Consider the following 21,397-nt stretch of genomic DNA (forward strand, 5'->3'; position numbering starts at 1 on the left):
GCCTTCAATCTTTTACTACAGCGGGGCAGTAATAAGCCATATCTCCAGTAACTTTGGCGCCAATACGGGACAACACCCCTGCATATCTTCCGTTAAGCACGTAAACTCCCGTTAATAAATAACCTGCATAATCGCCCTTTTCAGTGGGTACAGTGACCTGCATCATCGGGTGCAGCTTCTGGAATATTTTCGGTTGGGAATCATAATAGGAAGATTCATCCTCATTCTCAGCTGCCTGCGCGGAAACTGTCCCATCAGGCAAACAGGGGGATTCATCAGCAGAGTATTCCTTGTCATGCAGAACTGTGCCTTTGCCTTCTCTTCCCCAATAGCCCTTGGCGGCAAATGGAATTCCGGAGCGGAGAAACGGCTCGGGGGTGAAATAGGTCGGCAGCAGGTAATCTTCAATCGCTTGGACGTCCTCTTCGTCAAACAAAGTGAAGCCGAGGTAATCCCGTGTCAACTCATTTCGTTCATAAAGCGACCAGATGGTAGCCATGAACCCCTTGCTCTGGGAAATAATATTCTGAGGAGGGTTAATCAGCCCAATCTTGCCCTGCTCAGCGAGCCTGAGGAGCTCCTGCCCTACAAGAACCCCGCTGGTCTCATCCTTGTCGTGAACGAGAAATTCGAGCGGATAGAGCCTGTACAGAATGCTAATCTGTTCCCCGTTATGGTACAGTCCTTGTTCCGGAATGATCCTCAGCTCTTCCAGCGGGACAAATTTCGCCTGCAGACCGGCTTCCTCACAGCGCTGGAGCAGATATTGGGTGTTATGCAAGTCCTCAATAATGCCCTCGGGACAAGTAAATGTGACCGCTCTGCCCAACCCCTCTTTCTCGAAGAAATCCACAGCTTCAACAAACACCCTGGATAGTAAAGCATCCATCCCGGCTGAGGGACCTGGTGTATGCTGTGGGTTCTTCATATAACGCGACAGCAGAACCCGCTCGAGAAAGGCTGCTTCCGGAATTCCTGACGGGGTCTCCGTGTTATTCTCAATGCATCGCATGCCCTGCTCACTCATAATCCAATCCTGCCGCTCGATGCCGGTAAACGGCAGCGCAATGCGGGCTGCAGGAATCATTGCGGGCTCAAGCCCTAGCTGTCCGATCAGATAGCTGTCAGGAAGGTACATCTGGGCAAATCGCAGCACTTTGGTATAAATCCGGTGGACTGCCTGCGAGGCAGACCTCAGCTTCTCGGCTTCGCAAGACGTGTATTGGACAAATGAGGGAAGGCAGTACTGTGCCCCATACATCCGGTAATAGGGGATGACCCCGGTAATTTCGGAATCAAATACTTCCTCGCCGTTGACATCGGGCGTATATATCCTGATCATCGTGTCAACCGCCGAACGAGGAGTGGGACCCGCTCCCAAAACCGCTATGGCTGCCGCTGTGGCTTGCGGAGCTTCTCGAGGAACCGCTGTAATATCCTCCGCCCCCGCCCCCGCCTCCGCCATAGTAATAATGGCCGCTGCTAGAATCATACTCACAGTTGGAATCATAGTCCGGATCACACTCATCCTGCTGACCGCAGCCGGACAGCACTGCGGGTACCGTGAGAAGAAGGGCGAACGCTAGCATTCGGCCCTTGTTCACCACATCTCCAGCCCGCCCCTTATCTTTCTTCATGTGCTGCTCCTGATGCATTTAAGCCTCCACCTCATCTTTCAAGTAGAACAAAACCTTCCTCCGGTCCATATCGAATACCGAATAAATCACCTCATAGGTAATTCCTCCGCGAACCATATAGTGATCCAGAAGCATACGCGCGAGTTCCATATTGCCAAGCGTCAGCGTCCCGGTTTGATCGCGGGTTTCAAAACCCCGGCCATTCCAATAGACGAACTCAGCTCCAAGCAGGCTCGTAACTTTCACCTGGCCAAGTGCTGTTTGATTGATCGTGTGACCGTAGACCGGCAGTGAATCCGGTTCATAGGGACTGACATAAATAAAATGCATCCTGTCGTCTTCTGTTTCATTGGAAATGTGAGCCCACAGCCTGTTATGAAGCAGTGTGCCGTCCACAAGCTTATGAACAAACAATTCATCAGCAGAGATGTCTAGAGACTCTACGGTCCGTATTACCTTTGACTGCTCTTCGGACCATTCCTGATAACTGAGTGGGAATAAAATAACAATCACATGCCTCTCTTCAAACTGATTCTAGTTCTATAAGTCCTCTATACCAATTCTACCAATTTCTGATTATACCACCTCTATCATTGGAACCATAGATCATATATAAGAATTTCCTCCATAAAACATTATATAGGTTACCCTTGAAATAAATATCCAGGGGGGCATTTTGAAAGACAACGGCGGACGCTCCGTCTCTTCAGAATCACTCGTCCTCTCCACTATGATCGGTATACTCTAAAGTTCATTTTATATACTCTTTTTTCGCAGTCTAATATGCTGCATCAGCCCTCCCCAGCTGACATCATCCCCCCGCCAATCCTCTCCTTTGTATAATTCCGCAGTAACAATGGCGTCCTTAATCGTTGGAGCCGATTCACAGCCCAGCTCCTGCCGGGTATTTACTACGAGCAGTGTGAATTGGTGAGTCACAAGACTGGTCAATAGATCATTAAGCTGCAGAGCTTCATCCGGGGAACAGTTCAGACGGACGAACAACAGACGTTCAAGACTGCGTGCGGCCTCCAGGAATCTTGTCTGCCTGCGAAGCTGGCGTTCATGGAATTCCGGGTAGGCCTCGGACCATCGGTCCCGGGGAAGCTTTACCGGGAAGTCGTGATAGGAGAAGATCTGATATTTCTCATCTTTAATACAATAGCAAGTCTGGAATTGCCCAACCAATGTCATATGTTCCAGTTCCATGAAATCTTCGAAACGATTCTCCAATACAGAGACCAGACCTTTATGTGTATTAGAAATGAACCAGTCCAGCGGCCCCGCCTCCTGCCTCAGACCAAGCCGTCGCAGCTGATATGCGGTCTGGCAGTTGGAGCCCAGACTGAATACCGCATCGTAAACTCCACGAAACTCCGAATCTAGCATTTTACTCACTCCCCCATTTGCTTAGAGATACGCTTCTCTTCAGATTATGCATGTACAGGGGATACGGACCCGGCTTGAACCAGATAAGACCATTTGTCTAAATTCGATTAATGCAGCCTTATGTCACATTTCTTATTCCTTATGAACATATAGATTTCTTAAGAACTTATTACTCCTCTCTGAAAGCAGGAATTTGAAATGGCTTTTATCCAAAGGTATGTGACGAACCAGACAGGGGCAATCACCTTCACCGGCAATACACTTGGACTAAGCAGTTCCAACAGCGCCGGAGTTCCCGGTACTATTGACAGCATCGGGGCGTTCATTACAACCAACACCTCGCTAAAGTATGGCTCCTATCCTGCAGGAACAACTTCCAGCTATACCCTGAACAGCTCGTCCGCTGTGCTGGTACTGCCCATAGGCAGTACGGTTCTGTATGCGGAGCTGATCTGGGGAGGGACTTACGTAAACAACGGTGTCAACCTGACTGAGAATATCAATAATCCGATTAGTCTGAGCACTCCCGCTGGTTCCACCTCAGTATCACCGGACTCTGCAACCTCTTCCAATGTCGTACTCAGCACCTCCCCGGCCAGTTATGCCTATGTGCGCTCAGCTAATGTGACATCGATTGTCGCCGCAGCGGGAGCCGGGGTGTACGCGGCCGGAGGCATTGTCGGAACGGTTGCTGTTCCGGATTCTACAACAGCCAATCATGCGGGATGGACGCTCGCGGTTGTGTATCAGAATCCCGCGCTGCCCTTCCGTAATTTGTCTTTCCGGGTCGGGGCTGAACTCATACGCTCCACCTCAGGCGCAGTCAATGTCGTGGTGAGTGGATTTGCGACCCCAACCTCAGGAATATTACGCGGAAGGACCATGATAAGTTCCCAAGAGGGGGATGCGAACCGGACTGGAGACCAGGCTTTATTTGGTCCGACCACAAGCAATCTTACCGCGCTTTCCGGTCCCAACAACTTTGCGAACAACTTTTTTGCATCCCAGATTAACAAGGATGATGGCACACTCGACACCAGCGGCTCCTTCGGAAACGTAAATGCGATCAATGGCACTCCTGGGACAAATGTAAATGGAGGCAGACAGGGGTGGGATATCACCAATGTCGATATCTCCTCAACCTTGATTAACAATCAGACCAGTGCCATTTTACAGCTGACCACCTCCGGAGATACGTATCTGGTCAATGCGAATGGGATTCAAATTGACATCAATGCTCCCCTGCTTAACGTTGTGAAAAGTGCAAATGTATCCGTCTCCGTTCCAGGCGACACGATCACTTACAGAATTACGATATCCAACACAGGTACTGCCAGTGCCACAAGCGCTGTCCTGACGGATGTCATCCCTTCCGGGGCTACTCTGGTCGCAGGAAGTGTGACGGTCAGAGGAACCACACAAACGGCTGCCGACCCGAATGCGGGCATCTCGCTTGGCACAATTACCGCCGGGAGCTCTGTGACGGTAACCTTTCAGATTAAGGTAACATCGCTGCCGAGCCCTCCCCAGCTTTCGAATCAGGCACAGGTTGCTTTCTCGTTCCAGAGCCTGCCGTCAAGTCCTGTGATCTCCGGCTCAATTCCGTCCAATACGGTGTCGACGCCGGTGTTCCTGCCCGTGCTGTCAGCGGTGAAGAGTGCGAGCACAGCGGCTGCAACCGTTGGGGATACCGTGACATACACGATTGTCGTCAGCAACTCCGGCAGCATCTCGGCCAATACGGTATTAACGGACCCGATCCCGCCAGGTTCAACCTTTGTCCAGGGAAGTGTCGCACTGAACGGGACGGTTCTGCCTTCCGCCAATCCGGCGGCCGGAGTTAATATCGGAGCTGTATCCGCTGGCGGAAGCGTAACGCTAACGTTTCAGACCGTTGTAGCCTCGATTCCAGCCGGCTCCCAGCTGGTGGATCAGGCTGCTTATACCTACACTTATCTTCCTACGGACGGCCGGACACTGTCCGGCAGCGGAGCTTCCAACACCCTGCAAATCCCGGTGTCTAATCCCAGCGTTTCTGTTGTCAAAAGCGCCTCTGCCATAGATGCTGTCCTCGGGGACACCATCACCTATACGGTATCTATAACCAACAATAGCGGATCATCCGTAACCAACGTGATTGTAACCGATCCAATTCCATCCGGGACGTCTCTTGTTGCCGGTAGTGTGACCGTGGACGGAAACACTCGTGATGCGAATCCTGCCACGGGTATTTCCATAACTTCCATTCTTCCGGGCCGTACGGTAGTCATAGCTTTCCGTGTATTGGTAGGCAGCTTGCCCTCCTCCGCCCAGATCAGCAACCAGGCCACCGCCAGCTTCTCAACAGGACCGTCTAACTGGTTCTCCGTCTCTAATACGGTCACACTGCCGGTCTATCAGGCCGTGCTGACTTTAACCAAGACAACCGCCGTGACCAAAGTCACAGTAGGAGACACCATCACGTATACCATTAGAGCAGCGAATCCTGGCAGTATATCGGTCGTTCCTGTGATCACCGACAACATCCCTCCCGGGGCGGTATTTGTTGCAGGCAGCGTGACCCTGAACGGGATCTCCCAGCCATCCGCCAGTCCGGCTGCGGGTATTGCGGCGGGAACTTTGGCCCCTGGCTCAACAGCAGTTATTACCTTTCAAGTTAATGTCACCTCTCTCCCATCGCCGGCGCAAATTGTGAACCAGGCCAATGCGAGCTACAGCTACCAGCTGCCGGATGGAAGAACCTTAAGTGGAGCATCCAGCTCAAACACTGTTACACTGCCTGTGGGTCTGCCTAATGTGGCTATTGCCAAGAGCGCGAACCATACATCGGTTACTCCGGGTGATACCGTGGTGTATACAATCACAGCAACCAACTCAGGAGCAGCCACCATAACCAATGCGGTGATCACAGATCCGATTCCTTCAGGCTCCTCCCTGGTCCAGGGGAGTGTTACAGTGAGGGGCAGCGCAGTTCCTGGCGCCAATCCGGCGGCGGGAGTTGCGGTGGGTTCGCTTGCTCCGGGCAGCAGCATTACACTAACCTTCGCCGTGAATGTCGTCTCGGTCCCTGCTTCTGGTCAGCTCAGCAACACATGCAGCATCAGCTTCACTAGTGGAACCTTCACGGGCACAACCTTGTCGAACCCCGTTACCATTCCCGTGTACCTGCCTGTGATCAGTGCTGTCAAAGAGGCAAGTGTTGCCAGTGCTACAGTAGGGGACACCATCACTTACTCTATAACTGTCAGCAATACCGGGAACTTCAACACAAATGTGACAGTTACCGATCCCATTCCCTCTGGAGCGGTCTTCGTCACCAACAGTGTGACCCTGAACGGAACTCCACAGCCTGGAACAGATCCGCAGACAGGCATTATGATCGGAACCGTAAGCAGTGGAAGCTCATCCGTGGTGACCTTTCAGGCAGTGATTACCTCCCTGCCTGCCCCGCCAACACTTACCAATCAGGCCGTTGCGGCAGCAAGTTTTACCCTGCCCGATGGACGGATCTTCTCAAGCTCCACTGCTTCTAATAAGGTCTCCGTTGCCGCAGCCGCTCCGAACATCGGGGTAATCAAAAGCACCGGGGCAGCCGATGCGATTGTAGGCGATATACTGACTTATACAGTCTCCGTCACCAACAGGGACGCATCAGGGACGGTTGGAAGTGTGGTGGTCAATGATCCCATACCTGCAGGAACGGAATTTGTGAGCAGTAGTGTGACCGTGAATGGTATTGTCATTCCATCAGCCAATCCGGTAACCGGCATCCCGGTTGGCAGCTTGGCCGCCGGAGCAAGTGCCGCAGTCACTTTTCAATTAAGAGTAACAGGGCAACCGTTCGTTACTACGATCACCAACCAGGCGACCGTAAGTTATACGAACGGAGCCTTTCAGGGAAGTACCGTATCAAATAGCGTAAGTCTGAATGTCTATCAACCCGTTATCACGATCAGCCAAACAAACTCTCAAGCGAAAGCGACCGTCGGTGATATTCTGACCTACACGCTTAACACCCGCAACGACGGCAATATTGCCGTTAAGGCTGTTGTCACTGATCCGATTCCCGCTGGCTCGACGCTGCTGGTGAATAGTGTTACCCTGAACGGATTCCCTGTGCCCGGTGCTGATCCGGCATCGGGAATTCAAGCAGGCCTTATCGCTCCAGGAGGAGCGGCAACCATAACTTTTCAGGTGGTGATTCCAACCATGCCAACCCCACCCTTACTGCTCGATCAGGCAACGGTGAATTATACATTTCAGCCTCCAGATGGTCGTACAGTGCCTGGCTCCTCACTCTCCAACACAGTAAGTATTCCGGTTTCGTCACCGAACGTGACCGTTTTGAAGAGTGCCTCAGCCCAGGATGCCGTTGTTGGGGATACCGTCACTTATACCGTGACCATCACCAATAACGGAATTGAGAATGTCACGAACGTCATACTTACCGATATCGTGTCCGCTGAAGCTTCCTTTGTTCCAGGCAGCACGGTCATTAACGGGACGTCAAGCCCTTCAAGCCCGGTGTCGGGTATTCCTATAGGAACTCTCGCACCTGGAGCGCCTGCCACGGTCTCATTTCAGGTTGTGGTTAACAGCCTCCCGGCAACAACTGTACTAAATGATCAGGCAACCGTCAGCTTTACCAGCGGGACCCTTTCTTTCTCTTCCGTATCAAATACGGTAGCTACACCTGTATATCAGCCGATTATCAGTCTTGTTAAGTCTGTAAACTCTGTGAACGCCACACTTGGCGACACAGTCACCTATACTGTTCAAGCCCATAACAGCGGGAATCTTGCCGCAATGATCACGATCGTTGATATTATTCCCAGCAGCTCAAGTCTGGTTCCGAATAGTGTAACGGTCAACGGCTCACCAGCTGCGGGTGCGAATCCGGCCTCCGGCATTTCCATCGGCACCTTAGCCCCAGGCGGGAATGCCACTGTCACATTCCAGACCGTGGTCAATTCTATTCCTGGAGACAGCACCCTAAGAGACGTGGCAACAGCCTTCTTCACGTATCAGCCGCCTGACGGGCGGACGCTTAACGGCTCTGCCCAATCCAATCCCGTAGCTATTCCAGTCTCGGCACCGAATGTGAGGGTAACGCAAACCACCAGCGATCCGGATGCCTCTGTTGGGGACATCATCACTTATACGGTTACAGCTGTGAATAACGGTCTCGAGAATGTGACGGCGACCGTAATTACCGATCCAATTCCTTCTGGAGCAGCTTTCATTGTGAACTCGGTCACGGTCAACGGCATTTCTGTGCCAGGAGCCAATCCAAGTGTTGGAGTTCCAGTAGGCATAATTCCTCCTGGAGGCACCTCCGTGCTGACCTTCCAGGTACAGGTCTCCAGTCTGCCAACCCCGGCACAGCTTGCCAATCAGGCGACGGTAGCCTATACTTCCGGGTCTTTCACCGGGTCATCTGTATCAAATCAAACGGTGCTTCCGGTATATCAGCCTTTGATTACGGTAACCAAATCTTCAAGTCTGGCCCGGACGACAGTTGGGGATACTCTTGCGTATATGCTGAGTGTATCGAACACTGGGAACTATCCGGCGCAGGTGTTTCTGAGTGATCCCATCCCACCCGGCAGCCAGTTTATTGAGAACAGCGTGATTATTGGGGGAACTTCCGTTCCGGGAGCCGATCCAGCCATAGGCATCTATTTAGGCACGATCTCTCCCAATTCCACACTTGGATTATCATTTACCGTGACGGTCACAAGTGTTCCGGCTGGGGCCAATCTGGTGAATCAGGCTAACGCCAGCTTCACTTTCATCCCTCCAGACGGCGCAGTACGGGAAGGTTCTTCGCTCTCACCGGTTGTAAGTGTGCCTGTCTCTGCACCGAATGTGTCCGTGATGAAATCAGCTGATCTAACCAATGCCGCATTCGGCGACGTAGTAACCTATACGATTCAGGCTACCAACACGGGATTTGAAAATGTAACAAATGTGATTCTAACGGACCCGATCCCTGAAGGTGCCACCTACGTAACTGGAAGCGTCACAATTGATGGGGTACCCAGCCCCGCCGCGAACCCGGTTCAGGGTATATCAATCCTCTTGATCGCTCCTGGAGCTACCGTTACGGTTCAGTTCAAAGTAACCACCACCAGTATTCCGGTATCAGGAAGTCTCAGCAATCTGGCAACCGTTAGTTTTAATTCAGGTGCGTTCACAGGCTCATCGCTTTCGAATGTAGTGAACATTCCGGTATCCCAGCCGATTCTGAATGTAACACTGGCCAGCAGCACGGCCAATGCGACGGTTGGGGATACGGTGATTTACACGTTCACAGTCAACAATTCAGGAAATACACCGGCGTCCGCAGTTCTAACCAGCCCTATCCCGATAGGAGCGGCCTTTGTACCAAACAGTGTTGTGATCAACGGCCAGTCTTCGGCCGGAGCTGATCCGTCGTCAGGCATTAACACTGGTACTGTTCCTGCAGGCGGGAGTATCACCGTCTCGTATCAAGTTGTGGTAAGCAGCGTCCCTTCGCCACCATATCTGAATAATCAAGGAACCATAACCTATACCTTCCTGCTTCCGGACGGAAGGACACTTACGGGCAGTGTAGTATCACCGCTGCTCAGCACACCGGTATCCGCGCCAAATGTGACCGTTGTCAAGAGTACCTCCGCACAGGATGCAGTCGTTGGTGACTCTATTACCTATACACTGAACATTACTAACGCCGGAATTGAACAAGTTACAAACATAGTCATTACCGATCTGCCCGGAACCGGTTCAGAATTTGTCTTGGGAAGTGTGCTGATTGACGGGATTGTCTCCCCCGGGAGCTCGCCAATCAATGGAATCTTGGTTAGCACACTTGCACCGGGAGCCTCGGTTATTGTCAGTTTTATATTCAGAGTCATCTCCCTGCCATCACCAGCTGTGCTGGTGAACCAAGCTGCTGTCGGATACTCCAGCGGAGCTCTGCCCTTCCGCTCGTTGTCCAACCAGACCACAGTTCCCGTCTATCAAGCTATCCTTGGCCTTACGAAAACGGCGAACAAGACTATAGCCCAGGTGGGTACAGGAATTCTGTACACAATTACAGCCCAAAATACAGGCAATGTGCCTGCTATGGCAACCATCTTCGACAATATTCCAGCTGGTTCGACCCTAATTGAGAACAGTCTGCTGGTGAACGGCACCCCTGTCCCAGGTGCCAGCCCCGTACAGGGAATTGTTGTCGGGCCGATCAATCCCGGTAGTTCTGTAACGATCACGTTCCAAACAGAAGTCACCTCAGTTCCTTCACCTCCGGTGCTGACGGATCAGGCAACCTCAACCTACACCTTCAGTCCCCCGGATGGGCGAACGATAACGGGCAGTGCCGCTTCAGGCCCGGTATCTGTTACCACTTCCGCTCCTAATATCAATGTCGTTAAGAGTGCGGGGGCTGCCGATGCGGTAGTTGGCGATAAGGTAACCTACACCGTGCTCCTCACCAACAATGGTACCGATACGGTTACTGATCTTCTGATTACAGATCCGGCACCTGCCGGAAGCGCATTTGTGCCTGGAAGTGTAACGCTGGGCGGAAGCCCGCTCCCGGGTGCAAGTCCAATTGAGGGAATCCCGGCCGACAGTCTTGCACCTGGAGCTTCGCTAGCTGTAACCTTCCAGTTTGCTGTGAATGCACTGCCGGCTCCCCTGCAGCTGCTTAATCAGGCTGCGGTTACCTATACAAGCGGTGCCTTCACCGGAACATCCTATTCGGAAAATGTGACCGTACCTGTATACCAGCCCATTATTACAGTGGCAAAACAAGCAGGTGTACAAAAAGTCTCTGTGGGAGACGCTCTCGGTTATACCTTGACGGTAACCAATACAGGAAATCTGGCTGCTTCCGTCACATTGAGTGATAACATTCCGGCCGGTTCCCAGTTTATTGAGAACAGCGTACTGGTCAATGGGATTCCCACTCCGGGAGCTAACCCAGCCGCCGGGGTTTCCGTTGGCATAATACAACCTGGAGCCAGCGGCATCTTGGCCTTTCAGACGGTTGTCATTTCGCTTCCAAGTCCACAATTCCTGTCCGATCAAGCGAGTGCCCAATTCAGCTTCCAACCGCCTGATGGACGAACACTAACAGGAAATGCCGTTTCACCCGTACTGTCCATTCCTGTGTCTTCACCAGATGTGTCCATCGTCAAGGGTGTGACCTCGACAACAGCTGTAGTCGGAGATGTGTTAACCTATACGATTGCTCTGACGAATAATGGAATTTCTCAGGTAACCAATGTGGTCGTGTCAGATCCAATTCCCGCCGGCTCGATATTTATTGAGGGGAGCGTAACTGTTGGTGGGGCGGCAAGAGCCGGAGTCTCGCCAGTTCTTGGCATCCCAATCTCAAGTATTGCCGCTGGAGCTACAGTGCTCGTTACCTTCCAGGTGCGTGTCACCTCGCTCCCAGGCAATTACATTCTTGCCAATCAAGCTGCGGCCAGCTTTACCAGTGGATCCTTCTCAGGCAGTTCAGTATCCAACACGGTTACCGTGCAGATCTACCAGCCGATCCTTACTGCTGCCAAGTCCAGCAGTATTTCGAATGCGACTGTTGGAGATCTTGTGACCTACAAAATTGTGGTCACTAATACCGGCAACATTGCCGCCTCCACAGTGGTCTCCGACCCAATACCGACAGGCTCCACACTTGTGCCAAACAGTGTACTCGTTAACGGCATTCCGCAGCCGGGATTAAATCCTCAGTCCGGCGTGCCTACTGCGCCTATTGGGCCGGGACAATCGGTTACTGTGCAGTTCCAGGTTCTGGTCACGTCAATTCCGCCATCTTCCCTGCTTATTGACCAGGCTCTTGCAAGCTTCCAGTTTGCTCTGCCTGATGGAAGAACTCCAAGCGGCGAGCTTCTATCCAATACGGTCGAAGTTGCGGTTCCATCCGCCGATGCGTCTCTAACCAAGCAGGCGAGCGCTTCCTTTGCCGTTCTGGGCGACAGGATCACCTACACGTTATTCGTCAGCAATAAGGACCAAGACAACTTAGCGGAAGCTGTGGTTCAGGATCTCCTGCCGGAAGGCACAAAGACGGTGCCGAACAGTGTTATTATTAACGGCATATCCGTGCCGGGTGCCGATCCCGAAACCGGACTCTATCTCGGTACGCTTGAATCCGGGGATCGTACCGAGATTATTTTCCAAGCCGATGTGGTCTCGATCCCTGCTTCACTGCAGCTAAGCAATCAGGCCTCCCTGTCATTTCAGGAAGATGAAGCACTTAGCACGGTATTCTCCAACATAGTCAGCATGCCGCTGTATCAGCCGATTATCTCTATTACGCAGCAGGCCAGCGTACTGATTGCAGCTCCAGGGGATCAGGTGACTTATACCCTCACGGTTCTAAATTCGGGTAACATAGGGGCCTTTGTCCTCCTGATGAATCTCTTACCGGAAGGTACTTCGTTTGTGCCAAACAGTCTAACAATCAATGGCGTCCTGCAAGCAGGGGCCTCCATGGCCAGTGAGGTTGTTCTGGGCACCCTATATCCTGGGGATCAGGCTCTTGTAACCTATCAGGTAGTTGTGCTGAATCGGCATGCGGTCGGCAGCATTACCAGCCAAGCTCAGGCAGTGTTCTCCTTCCAGCTCCCTGACGGAAGGCAGATCACACAGAACGCTTATTCTGAGCCAATCGAAGTTGAGGTGCTTAGCTCAGGGGTCACCGCCGTTCTTCAGACTCCCCTGACTGAAGCCATACCGGGTGAACGTATCCCTTGGTCTATCTCTTTAGCCAACCAAGCAGGTTCTCAGGCAGCAAACATTGCAATTTCAGGGTTCATCCCTTCTGGCGCCACTCTTGTGAAGGGTACATTCGCTGTAGACGGTGTGGTGGTTGCCGATCCTAACGTGTTCGGGGAGGTACAAATTGCTTCAGTTATCGAACCAGGTCAGACTCTGCTTATCCAATACGATACCGTTCAAGGCAACCCAGAGGCCGGCTTCCTTATCAAGAATCAGCCCGTAATCCACTATACAATGGGCAGCGATCGGCTTGAACTCCTTACCAACCTGGTTACTCTCCCGTTATTTAGCCCGAATCTAAACGTAACCAAACAGACCAGTACTGAATTTATCCGATCGGGTCAGCCTCTAACGTACACAATCAACATTGTGAATCAAGGGAACGTCAGAGCCGAGATCGTGTTAAAAGATGCCCTGCCGGAAGGTCTTGTCTTCGAGCAGGAAAGTCTGACGATAGGCGGGGCTGCTTCCTCCCTGACCGATCTGTCCTTAGGGATTCCAATAGGTTCCCTCTGGCCGGACACCTCGGCAGTGGTGGTCTTCCAGGCAAGATTGTCCGACCAGAATACTGCCGGAATCATTAACAACACCGCCGAAGCGGTAATTTCATTTGCTCTGCCGAGCGGCAGAGTGATCACCTCCGTACAGGCATCCAATACTTCCAGAGTACCTGTCGTGTCACCGCTGCTAAGTGTTGCTAAATCGGCAGACCGTCAGTTCGCGCTTTTAGGAGACTTGATATCCTACACGATAACCATTACAAATGTTGGCGGTGTCCCTGCAGAGAATCTTTTGTTAACCGACACACTGCCTGATGGCCTGGCCTTTAAGCCGGGAAGTGTAACGGTAAGCGGAAATGCCCAATTCTCATCCGCCCTTAACGCCGGCATCTCCATCGCAACATTATGGCCTGGTCAGAATACAGCCGTCTCTTTCCAAGTTGAAGCTGTTTCCATCCCCCAAGAGGCCGCGCAGTCCAATCAAGCGGTGGTTTCCTATACGGTGCGCTTGGATGATGGGGCAATATTAAGTGAATCCGCTGTTTCTACCATCTCCACAATTATCCTGCGGGATGCCCGGCCCGTCATTGTCCTTGCAGTTAGTGCCCATGAAGTAGAGGAATACAACCTGCTTGCATTGACGGTTGTAATTACCAACCAGGGTAATGTCGTCATGGAGGATTTGCTTCTTACCGGACCATTCGTGGCTGTAAATCCGATCTTCCTGAAGACGGCAGCACTTAACGGGCGCAGTCTTCCTTCCCCGAATCTTGCGGCTGGAATCCCGCTTGGCTCCTTGCCAGCTGGCGGCGAATTGACGGTGTCCCTGTTATTTGAGGTGGAATCCTTAACCACATCCTCCTTCTTCGTAGCCCAGGTAGGTGTTAGGTACCGGTTCGAACGGGGAGATCAGCAGTACGTGGAGCGTAACGACCTATCCAATTCCGAGATGATCCGATTAATCAGTGACAGTGGCACAGAGGAATAAACCGGGTAGGAACAAGAAGACCGCTTACGGGCATGTTACCCATAAGCGGTCTTTGTTTGTATGTCGGTTGATGAATACGTTCTATCTAATCGTCATTCCATGATCTGGAGGATTCTCCGAAGGTGGATCCTGCTGAGGAGGTTCCTGCTGCATTTCATTTTTCTTTTTGCGTTTACCCCGGATCAGATTCCACACGAACGCAAGGGCAGCTACAATAAGAATCCATCCTTTCTTAAGGAAGACGAGCAGCAGGGCGAGCAGGCCTGTCTTTTTGGCTACATATACTCCTGCCCCGCCAAGCACCAACCCTGCAAGACCATATTCTGCAGTTTTGTCTGTTGATTTATCGTAATCTTCGTACTTGCTGCCGGGTCTCAGTTTCAGCGCCGGAATGATCTGGCTCTCCACCACGGATTTAGCGCCGGACAGCATGTTTGGATCCGTAACGATGACTGCGGAAATCGTACCCTCACGGGTTAACAGCCGGATGTTGTGATTAATGATTGGCTCGTTCTTGGCATCATGTCCTTGAATAGTCCAGGTTAAGCTATGTAAGGTCTCATTGTATTTCGGCGGTGTTTCCCACTTATCCACAAAAAGCTGTTTCTCGGCAGAACGTTTCTTGTTTTGTTCCGCAACGCCGTCCCTGTAGCTCTGTAATAGGTCATCAGCGTCAATCTCATTCTTTTCGCTATCTGGAATATGTCCGGTTTTTTCATAATCAAACAGGAGCGTCCAGCTGTCATCTTCCGGTATGAGCATTCCTGCCTCTGTTCCGTCTACAATCCCACCACTTTCACGCACTGCTCTTTTCGTGTCTTCCGCGTTCAAGAAATAAAAACCCCGTTCAAGCTTCAGCTCAGCCAGGTTGCTCCCAATATTAACCATTTGGCCTTTACCTTCAATATAATTCAAATCTGATGAAGTGCTCTGTGTTTCTTCCGCACTCACCTGATATGGGGCACTCATCCCTAGTAACATTACAGCAATTACGGCTGCCCCCAGCCTCTGTGTAAGCCCTCTTCTTCGCCTCAAAATACACCTGTCCCTTCACAAAATATTAAAATACTTAAAAAATAAAATAACAAAAGCTAGCATATACCAATATTAACCTATTCGACAATGCGTAAAACACAATTCGATCCTATTTTTGATCGTATAGACCTAAAAGATGCAGGACTCTATCTTCCGAAATTAGTTCAAATATCCTGCAAAATACAGATACTGTTACTCCAAAAAAAATTAACCTGAATAAGCCGCTCCGGAAAGGGAACGGCTAAGCTGAATACACTTGCAAGTCTCATAATACTCTTCGCATCGATAAAATAACACCCTTCCAATATCCCGTATCCAAGCTGCTAATCTGAACTCCGGGCGCTCCCCAGGTATGAATAAACGACCCATTTCCGGCATAAATGCCTACATGACCAGGGATTTTATCATTCTCAAAGCGTCCCGGAACGGTGAAAAACACCAGGTCTCCTGCTTTAAGCTCACTGCGGTTAACAGCTGTGCCCATCGTTGCCTGCTCGCTTGCAAGTCTTGGAAGGTTCACTCCGAAATGCTTGAACACATAACGCGTAAATGAAGAACAGTCGAATGTCTTAGTTACGCTGTAGTCACCCGCACCAAATTCATAAGGCACCCCAAGGAATCGCTTAGCGTAAGCGATAAGCTCCTGAGCGTCCACCGAGCTGAACGGTTGAAAGCTTCCCTTCTGTGGTGCCCCCTGACCCTGAATCGACGGCAGATGACCGATTTCAAGCCGGCCGGGTTTAGAGGTTACCTTCACCGTAGTGCCCAGCAGCTTGGAGGCGTCCTCAAGCGTGATCCAGACCTGATTGTCCCGCATGATCGCCGGGTTTGTCAGTCTGACGTTTTTTCCCATCGCACTGCTTCTCCCACGGTCCACCTTTACCCGGTACATGACGTCGGTATAACCCATTTCAGCTATACCTCCCCGTTCTTTGTAGTTCAGCCCCAGCGAAGCGGCTACTGATCGTAAGGGCACCCATCTGCTGCCTTTCGCATCTGTATAAATGTCCTTTCTGATAAGTGAAGCGCCCTTTCCGAGGGTCTTCGGTTTAACTTCAGACTGATTTTGTGCTTTGCCGCTGCTGCATGAGATGCACAGACCAAGAATGCTGGCACAGATCAGTAGTTTGGAAAAATGCTGCACGCCAAAGGTAACCATCTGCTTTGGAATCCCCATTTCTCTTTGGTTTACCAGAAGTATGCTACAACGAAGCAATTTTATGTATTTACCCGCCTGTTCAGTAGTAAACGAGCAAACAAAAGAAGCCCTACTAGAAGGCTCCTCATTGAATTCCTATATCTAAAACACTAAACGACCGGCTGCTCCCGGATCCACGACATGGCCACCGTTCCTTCGCCGGCAAGTATGCCTACCACGGGAATAAAGGTCATGATCTCTGTCCTTAAGTTTGGATCAAGAACGGTCACTTCCCGCTCCAGCTCTTCGGCTTCCGCCTGGTTGTTCACGTGCATAATACAGACATCTTTAATCTTGCCAAGATCATGCTTTAGATGATCCAGCATTTTTTGTTTGGTTTTCTTGAAGGTTCTGATCTTGTCTATGGCAAGAACCTTGCCCTTCTCAAACTTAAGCAGCAGATGGATCTTCAGGAGCTGGCTGACCAGCAGCTGGGTTCCCGATACTCTACCACTGCGATGCAGTCTTTGAAGACTGCTGGGTATTACATAGAATGCAAGGTTGTGAGCCATATGCTCAATTTTTTCCTTGATCTCTGAAACAGTCTTGCCGCATTTGTGCCAATGAATCCCTGCCTTGATCATTTCCCGCAGTGGAAAAGCTCCAGCCCTGGAATCAATGCCAGTAACCTTAACCTCCGCCATTTCCGCTGCTTGAATGGACGTGCTCAGCGTTCCGCTCAGTTCTGATGAGCAGTGTATAGCAATAATCTCATCATACCGGTCTTTCAAAGATTCATATAACTCCACGAACTCTCCAATAGGGGGCTGTGAGCTGCCAGCCTTATCATGCAGCCTCAGCTTATCGTAGAACTCCTCCGCGGTGATATCCACGGACTCCTTGTAACATCCATCTCCAAGCATTAGCCGGAGCGGAACGATGTAGATATGATTCTCCTTGGCATAAACGGGGTCTAGGGTGCAAGTGCTGTCAGTAACCCATGCAATGGATTTAGTCAAAAATTCATAACCTCTCTTCTATGATTTTTATAATCACTTTTTAGACTATACGACATATATTAAATCAAAATACAAAGCAATGCGATATATTGATTCCAAAGGCCTATAAATACGGTACAAAATTGTGACGAAATTATAAATAACGCTTCTTTCGACTTAAGTATCTTCCAAATTTGGGATTAGGAGTAGGGAGGCAGAATCATACTATTACATCAGAAAGGTGGACTTTTCGGTTAGTTAAATTTGACTCTTATGAAGGATTTACCACATCTAAAGGAGAGAGCTATGATGAGAGTAAAATTAGTCCGGCCTTTGTACCTGCTTATTGCCGTCTTACTGCTGACCTTCACTCTGGGAGGCTCCACATTGAAACAAGCGAACGCGGAGACCACGAATCAAAAAGCATCCTGGTTATGGGATACCAGCCTGATCAAAGCTTCAGGACCGGATGTTATAAGCTTCTACAAAAATCAAGGCGTCAATGTCATTTATCTGCAAATTGACCGCAAGCTGAACAGTCTGTACTATAGAAACTTTATACGTCAAGCAGCTGCACAAAACATTGAAGTTCATGCACTGGACGGAAATTCGGCTTGGGCACTTCTCACTCAACGCGATAAGTTGACTACCCTGTTTAAATGGATTGCAAATTACCAGGCATCTGCCGGCACAAATGAGAAATTTGCAGGCATCCACGTGGACATTGAACCTTATCTGCTGTCCCAGTGGACTACGAATCAAAAGTCAGTAATCAGCCAATGGCAGGGTAACGTACAGTATATGGTCCAACAAGCTAACGAACTGAAGCTTCCCATTGCTGCCGATCTTCCTTTCTGGCTGAATAATTTCAAGGTTCCGGACGGTACATCCACTCTCAGCAGCTGGATGCTCAAGCAGTACAGTTCTGTTACCCTCATGTCTTACAGGGATACCGGCTCTGGAGTGTTTAACGCTGCCAAAGCAATTCTTGCAGAGGGTGCAGCCTTGGGCAAGAAAGTCCTTACCGGTGTTGAAACGAACAATACGCCTGAAGGAGATGCCATTTCCTTCTACGAAGAAGGAGCCGACTTTATGAATCAGGAGCTCATTAAGCTCCAGGAGCTCGCTCAGACGTATTCTTCTTTTGGTGGATTAGCGGTTCATGATTATACCGGCTGGAAGGCCCTTGTTGAGAAGTCGTATACCAATTAAGTGAAGAATCATATATAAAGGGCTGAGGAACCGGGTACTTTCCAAGTGAAAGACCCGGTTTTTTTTTGACTTAAAAGGACGATATACGGAGATTGTTGTTAGTAGAGGATGGCTCTATGATAACGGTACACATCTTCTATGAACCCCAACTGAATAAAAAAGGAGGCGGCTTTATATGCTGCAGGTCAGAACGGCGTCCAGAAAGTTGCTGTCGGTCCCCCAGCTCATGAAACTCGTTGTCGTCTTTTCCCTAATCATTACCCTTCTCCCAATATACCTGCCTAATCTCCCCACTACCTATGCCGAATCATCCATCACCATTGATTCACCCACGGACGGCTCATCCCCTGAAGACACCATTGTACGTGTAACCGGCCATTACTCAGACGTCTACGAGATCAGCCTAATCATTAACGGTGCCAAAAGAGTTGACGCGCACATGGAAGACGACTCCACCGGAACCGAATCGGGAACCTGGTATTACGATTTGGATACAAGTTCCTATGACGGTCCAATCGAAATTGTTGCCGGAGGGACTCGCCCGGATACCCGGTATGGCATATCCACCCCATTCGTAACCATTCATGTAGACCACCCTGAAGCAAACATCCCCGCAGTCGAAATCATCAGTCCGGAAGACGGAAGCACGCTTACAGGCAAAGCTGCCATTCAAGTCAAAGCCACGGCAAGAAATCCACTAAGTTCGGTCCAAGTTCGTATTAACGGAGGCTCCTGGAAAAAAGCAAAACTTAAAGGCGAAATTTATGAATACGTTTACAATACCAAGAATGCTGGAGATAAGACGCTAAGTATTGAGGCTAGGGCCACGGACAACCAGAAAAATACCGGCAAAAGCTCCACGCGATATGTATACACAGGTGAAGGAATCCATGAGCAGGTTGTTGTGGAGAAGCAGGACCGGGCGATGTGGCTGTGGGAGAAAGCGGCCTACAATCTCATCCTGAATCCTGGCTCAAGAACCGCCCTGGATCAGATGACCAGTGACACATCTACCTTTAACTCAGGAGCCATTACCACCATTTATATGGGTGTCTTCCCTCATGAAGGGGTGGATATGCTTGAAGATAAACGCAAGGAAGTGAGAAAGTTCCTGAAGTGGGCACATGAACGAGGCTTGAAAGTCCAGGCATGTATTGCCGGTGGAACTGTCCCTCCTTATTTCGGAAGTTATAAGCGGTATCAGAAACACGCAATCAATGAAATTGAAAAGGTCATTAATTTCAACCTCTCCTCCTCACCTTCCGAAAGATTCGATGGCGTGAATGTGGACGTTGAGCCTTATATTCTTGGTGAGTTTGGCACTGAGAAACCTAAGCTCCAATTGGAATATCTCGATCTGCTCCAGACGATGATGGACCGCCGGAACTTTTCCGGCTTGAACCTTCCTGTTGGTCCCGCAATTCCAAGATGGTATGACACCTCGGCTGCCACAAATGATATTACGTGGAACGGGCAGACCAAGTGGTTATCCCAGCATGTTCAAGACATTACCGATTATATCTCCATTATGGACTATACCGATTCAAGTACAGGGATTATCGCCGGAGCGGAAGGTGAAATCGCGTATGCAGATTCGATTGGGAAACCCAACTCCGTCATCGTCGGTGTTGAGACACTCGATATTGCAAACGGTGGTGACCCGGAGAGCATTACGTTCCGGGAAGAGGGTAGAACCTATATGGAGAGTGCTTTGGCGGCCGTATATCAGAAATTCAAAGACAGCCCAGGCTTTGGTGGAATCGCAATGCACCATTATGACTCTATCCGCTGGCTGCCAACTGAGTGGGGACCTAATGCTGTGTTCTGGAAACCGCAGATCGCAGATACCAAACCACCTACTCCTATAAACAAAAGGCCGGTGGCAGAGACTTTTGATTACCAAACCATTAAATTGACTTATGGTAGAGCTTATGATAATTCCGACGTTGAGGAATACCGGATTTATCGAAGCACTTCGCCTAATTTCACACCGAAGCCGTCCAATTATGCCGGGAAATCGTATAACCTGGATTACACAGATAAGGGACTGCTTCCAGGCACCACATATTATTACAGGGTTGCAGCGGTCGATATCAGTGGAAATATAGGCCCATACTCTAGAATAACCTCAGCCACCACAGCTGAAACACATTTAAAACCCATGGTTATTGGATCGATGCAGGTTGCTCTAAACGCAGGCAAAGCCAGAGTCACCCTCAAAATGAAGGATTACGCAACCCAAGAAGAGCTTGCGGCACAGGTATTTGGAAGGTTCACCTATATGGGAGGTAAATATGTAAACTTCAAAGTAGCTCCAGGCAAAACTGCCTATGCGGATTCCGAAGCAGTCCCTACAGCCGCAGGCCAAGCGGGCTTTGCACCACAGCGGATTCTCTCCCCAGGCTACTACTGGGCTTCCGCCTATGACACCCCGCACACTGCAACCGCAGTATGGCCGGCACAGCCAAAGGCTCTGACCGAGGAACAATTACAGCCGTTTGAACCTGAATCCGGAACGGTACCGGATGAGTTCAATCCTGATGATGGAGTAGATGGGCAGGATCAAAATCAAATCGAGACTGGAACTGATGAAGATTCGTCAGAACTCCCGGATCTCCCGGAACTGCAAGACGAAGACTAGTTATAAAACAACAAGGGGCCGTCCAAAAGACGGCCCCTGATTTTGTTGAGAAGTTCGGTTTGTGTTC

The 21,397-nt window shown here is 50.3% G+C and carries 10 protein-coding genes; 3 read left to right on the forward strand and 7 right to left on the reverse strand.

Annotation, left to right across the window (positions count from 1 at the left end):
• Positions 1 to 4: 4 nt before the first annotated feature.
• From BN6628_RS15300 to BN6628_RS15315, 4 genes are all read right to left on the reverse strand, one after another.
• On the reverse strand, positions 5 to 1,342 hold the full coding sequence (locus tag BN6628_RS15300; protein ID WP_068618861.1) for a glutathionylspermidine synthase family protein: 1,338 nt from the start codon (positions 1,340 to 1,342) through the stop codon (positions 5 to 7).
• 4 nt (positions 1,343 to 1,346) lie between these two features.
• Positions 1,347 to 1,637, reverse strand: a complete 291-nt coding sequence (locus tag BN6628_RS15305; RefSeq protein WP_068622346.1) for a hypothetical protein — start codon at positions 1,635 to 1,637, stop codon at positions 1,347 to 1,349.
• An 18-nt stretch (positions 1,638 to 1,655) separates the two neighbouring features.
• The gene (locus tag BN6628_RS15310) at positions 1,656 to 2,150 is read right to left on the reverse strand and encodes a hypothetical protein (protein WP_082926930.1); all 495 of its coding nucleotides are present in this window, start codon (positions 2,148 to 2,150) and stop codon (positions 1,656 to 1,658) included.
• 243 nt (positions 2,151 to 2,393) lie between these two features.
• Positions 2,394 to 3,026 (reverse strand): DUF1796 family putative cysteine peptidase, encoded by a 633-nt coding sequence (locus BN6628_RS15315; protein ID WP_068618863.1) that lies wholly within the window; start codon positions 3,024 to 3,026, stop codon positions 2,394 to 2,396.
• A 198-nt stretch (positions 3,027 to 3,224) separates the two neighbouring features.
• On the opposite strand from BN6628_RS15315, the gene BN6628_RS15320 reads away from it, so the two are divergent.
• Positions 3,225 to 14,306, forward strand: coding sequence for a DUF7507 domain-containing protein (locus BN6628_RS15320; RefSeq protein WP_068618865.1), 11,082 nt, complete (start codon positions 3,225 to 3,227; stop codon positions 14,304 to 14,306).
• An 81-nt stretch (positions 14,307 to 14,387) separates the two neighbouring features.
• Here the strand turns inward: BN6628_RS15320 and BN6628_RS15325 are convergent, their stop codons facing one another.
• From BN6628_RS15325 to BN6628_RS15335, 3 genes are all read right to left on the reverse strand, one after another.
• Positions 14,388 to 15,341 (reverse strand): DUF2167 domain-containing protein, encoded by a 954-nt coding sequence (locus BN6628_RS15325; protein WP_148449286.1) that lies wholly within the window; start codon positions 15,339 to 15,341, stop codon positions 14,388 to 14,390.
• 265 nt (positions 15,342 to 15,606) lie between these two features.
• Positions 15,607 to 16,518: a C40 family peptidase gene (locus BN6628_RS26695; protein ID WP_082926931.1), complete on the reverse strand. Its 912-nt coding sequence runs from the start codon at positions 16,516 to 16,518 to the stop codon at positions 15,607 to 15,609.
• A 131-nt stretch (positions 16,519 to 16,649) separates the two neighbouring features.
• The gene (locus tag BN6628_RS15335) at positions 16,650 to 17,498 is read right to left on the reverse strand and encodes a DegV family protein (RefSeq protein ID WP_068618869.1); all 849 of its coding nucleotides are present in this window, start codon (positions 17,496 to 17,498) and stop codon (positions 16,650 to 16,652) included.
• 285 nt (positions 17,499 to 17,783) lie between these two features.
• Here BN6628_RS15335 and BN6628_RS15340 point away from each other — a divergent pair, with 285 nt between their 5' ends.
• Both BN6628_RS15340 and BN6628_RS15345 read left to right on the forward strand, forming a co-directional pair.
• Positions 17,784 to 18,689 carry a hypothetical protein gene (locus BN6628_RS15340; protein ID WP_162272657.1) on the forward strand — a complete coding sequence of 302 codons (906 nt, stop codon included), beginning with the start codon at positions 17,784 to 17,786 and terminating at the stop codon, positions 18,687 to 18,689.
• A gap of 175 nt (positions 18,690 to 18,864) precedes the next feature.
• Positions 18,865 to 21,330: an Ig-like domain-containing protein gene (locus tag BN6628_RS15345; protein WP_068618873.1), complete on the forward strand. Its 2,466-nt coding sequence runs from the start codon at positions 18,865 to 18,867 to the stop codon at positions 21,328 to 21,330.
• Positions 21,331 to 21,397: the final 67 nt, after the last annotated feature.

It is taken from the genome of Paenibacillus tuaregi (genome assembly GCF_900086655.1).
Classification (GTDB): domain Bacteria; phylum Bacillota; class Bacilli; order Paenibacillales; family Paenibacillaceae; genus Fontibacillus; species Fontibacillus tuaregi.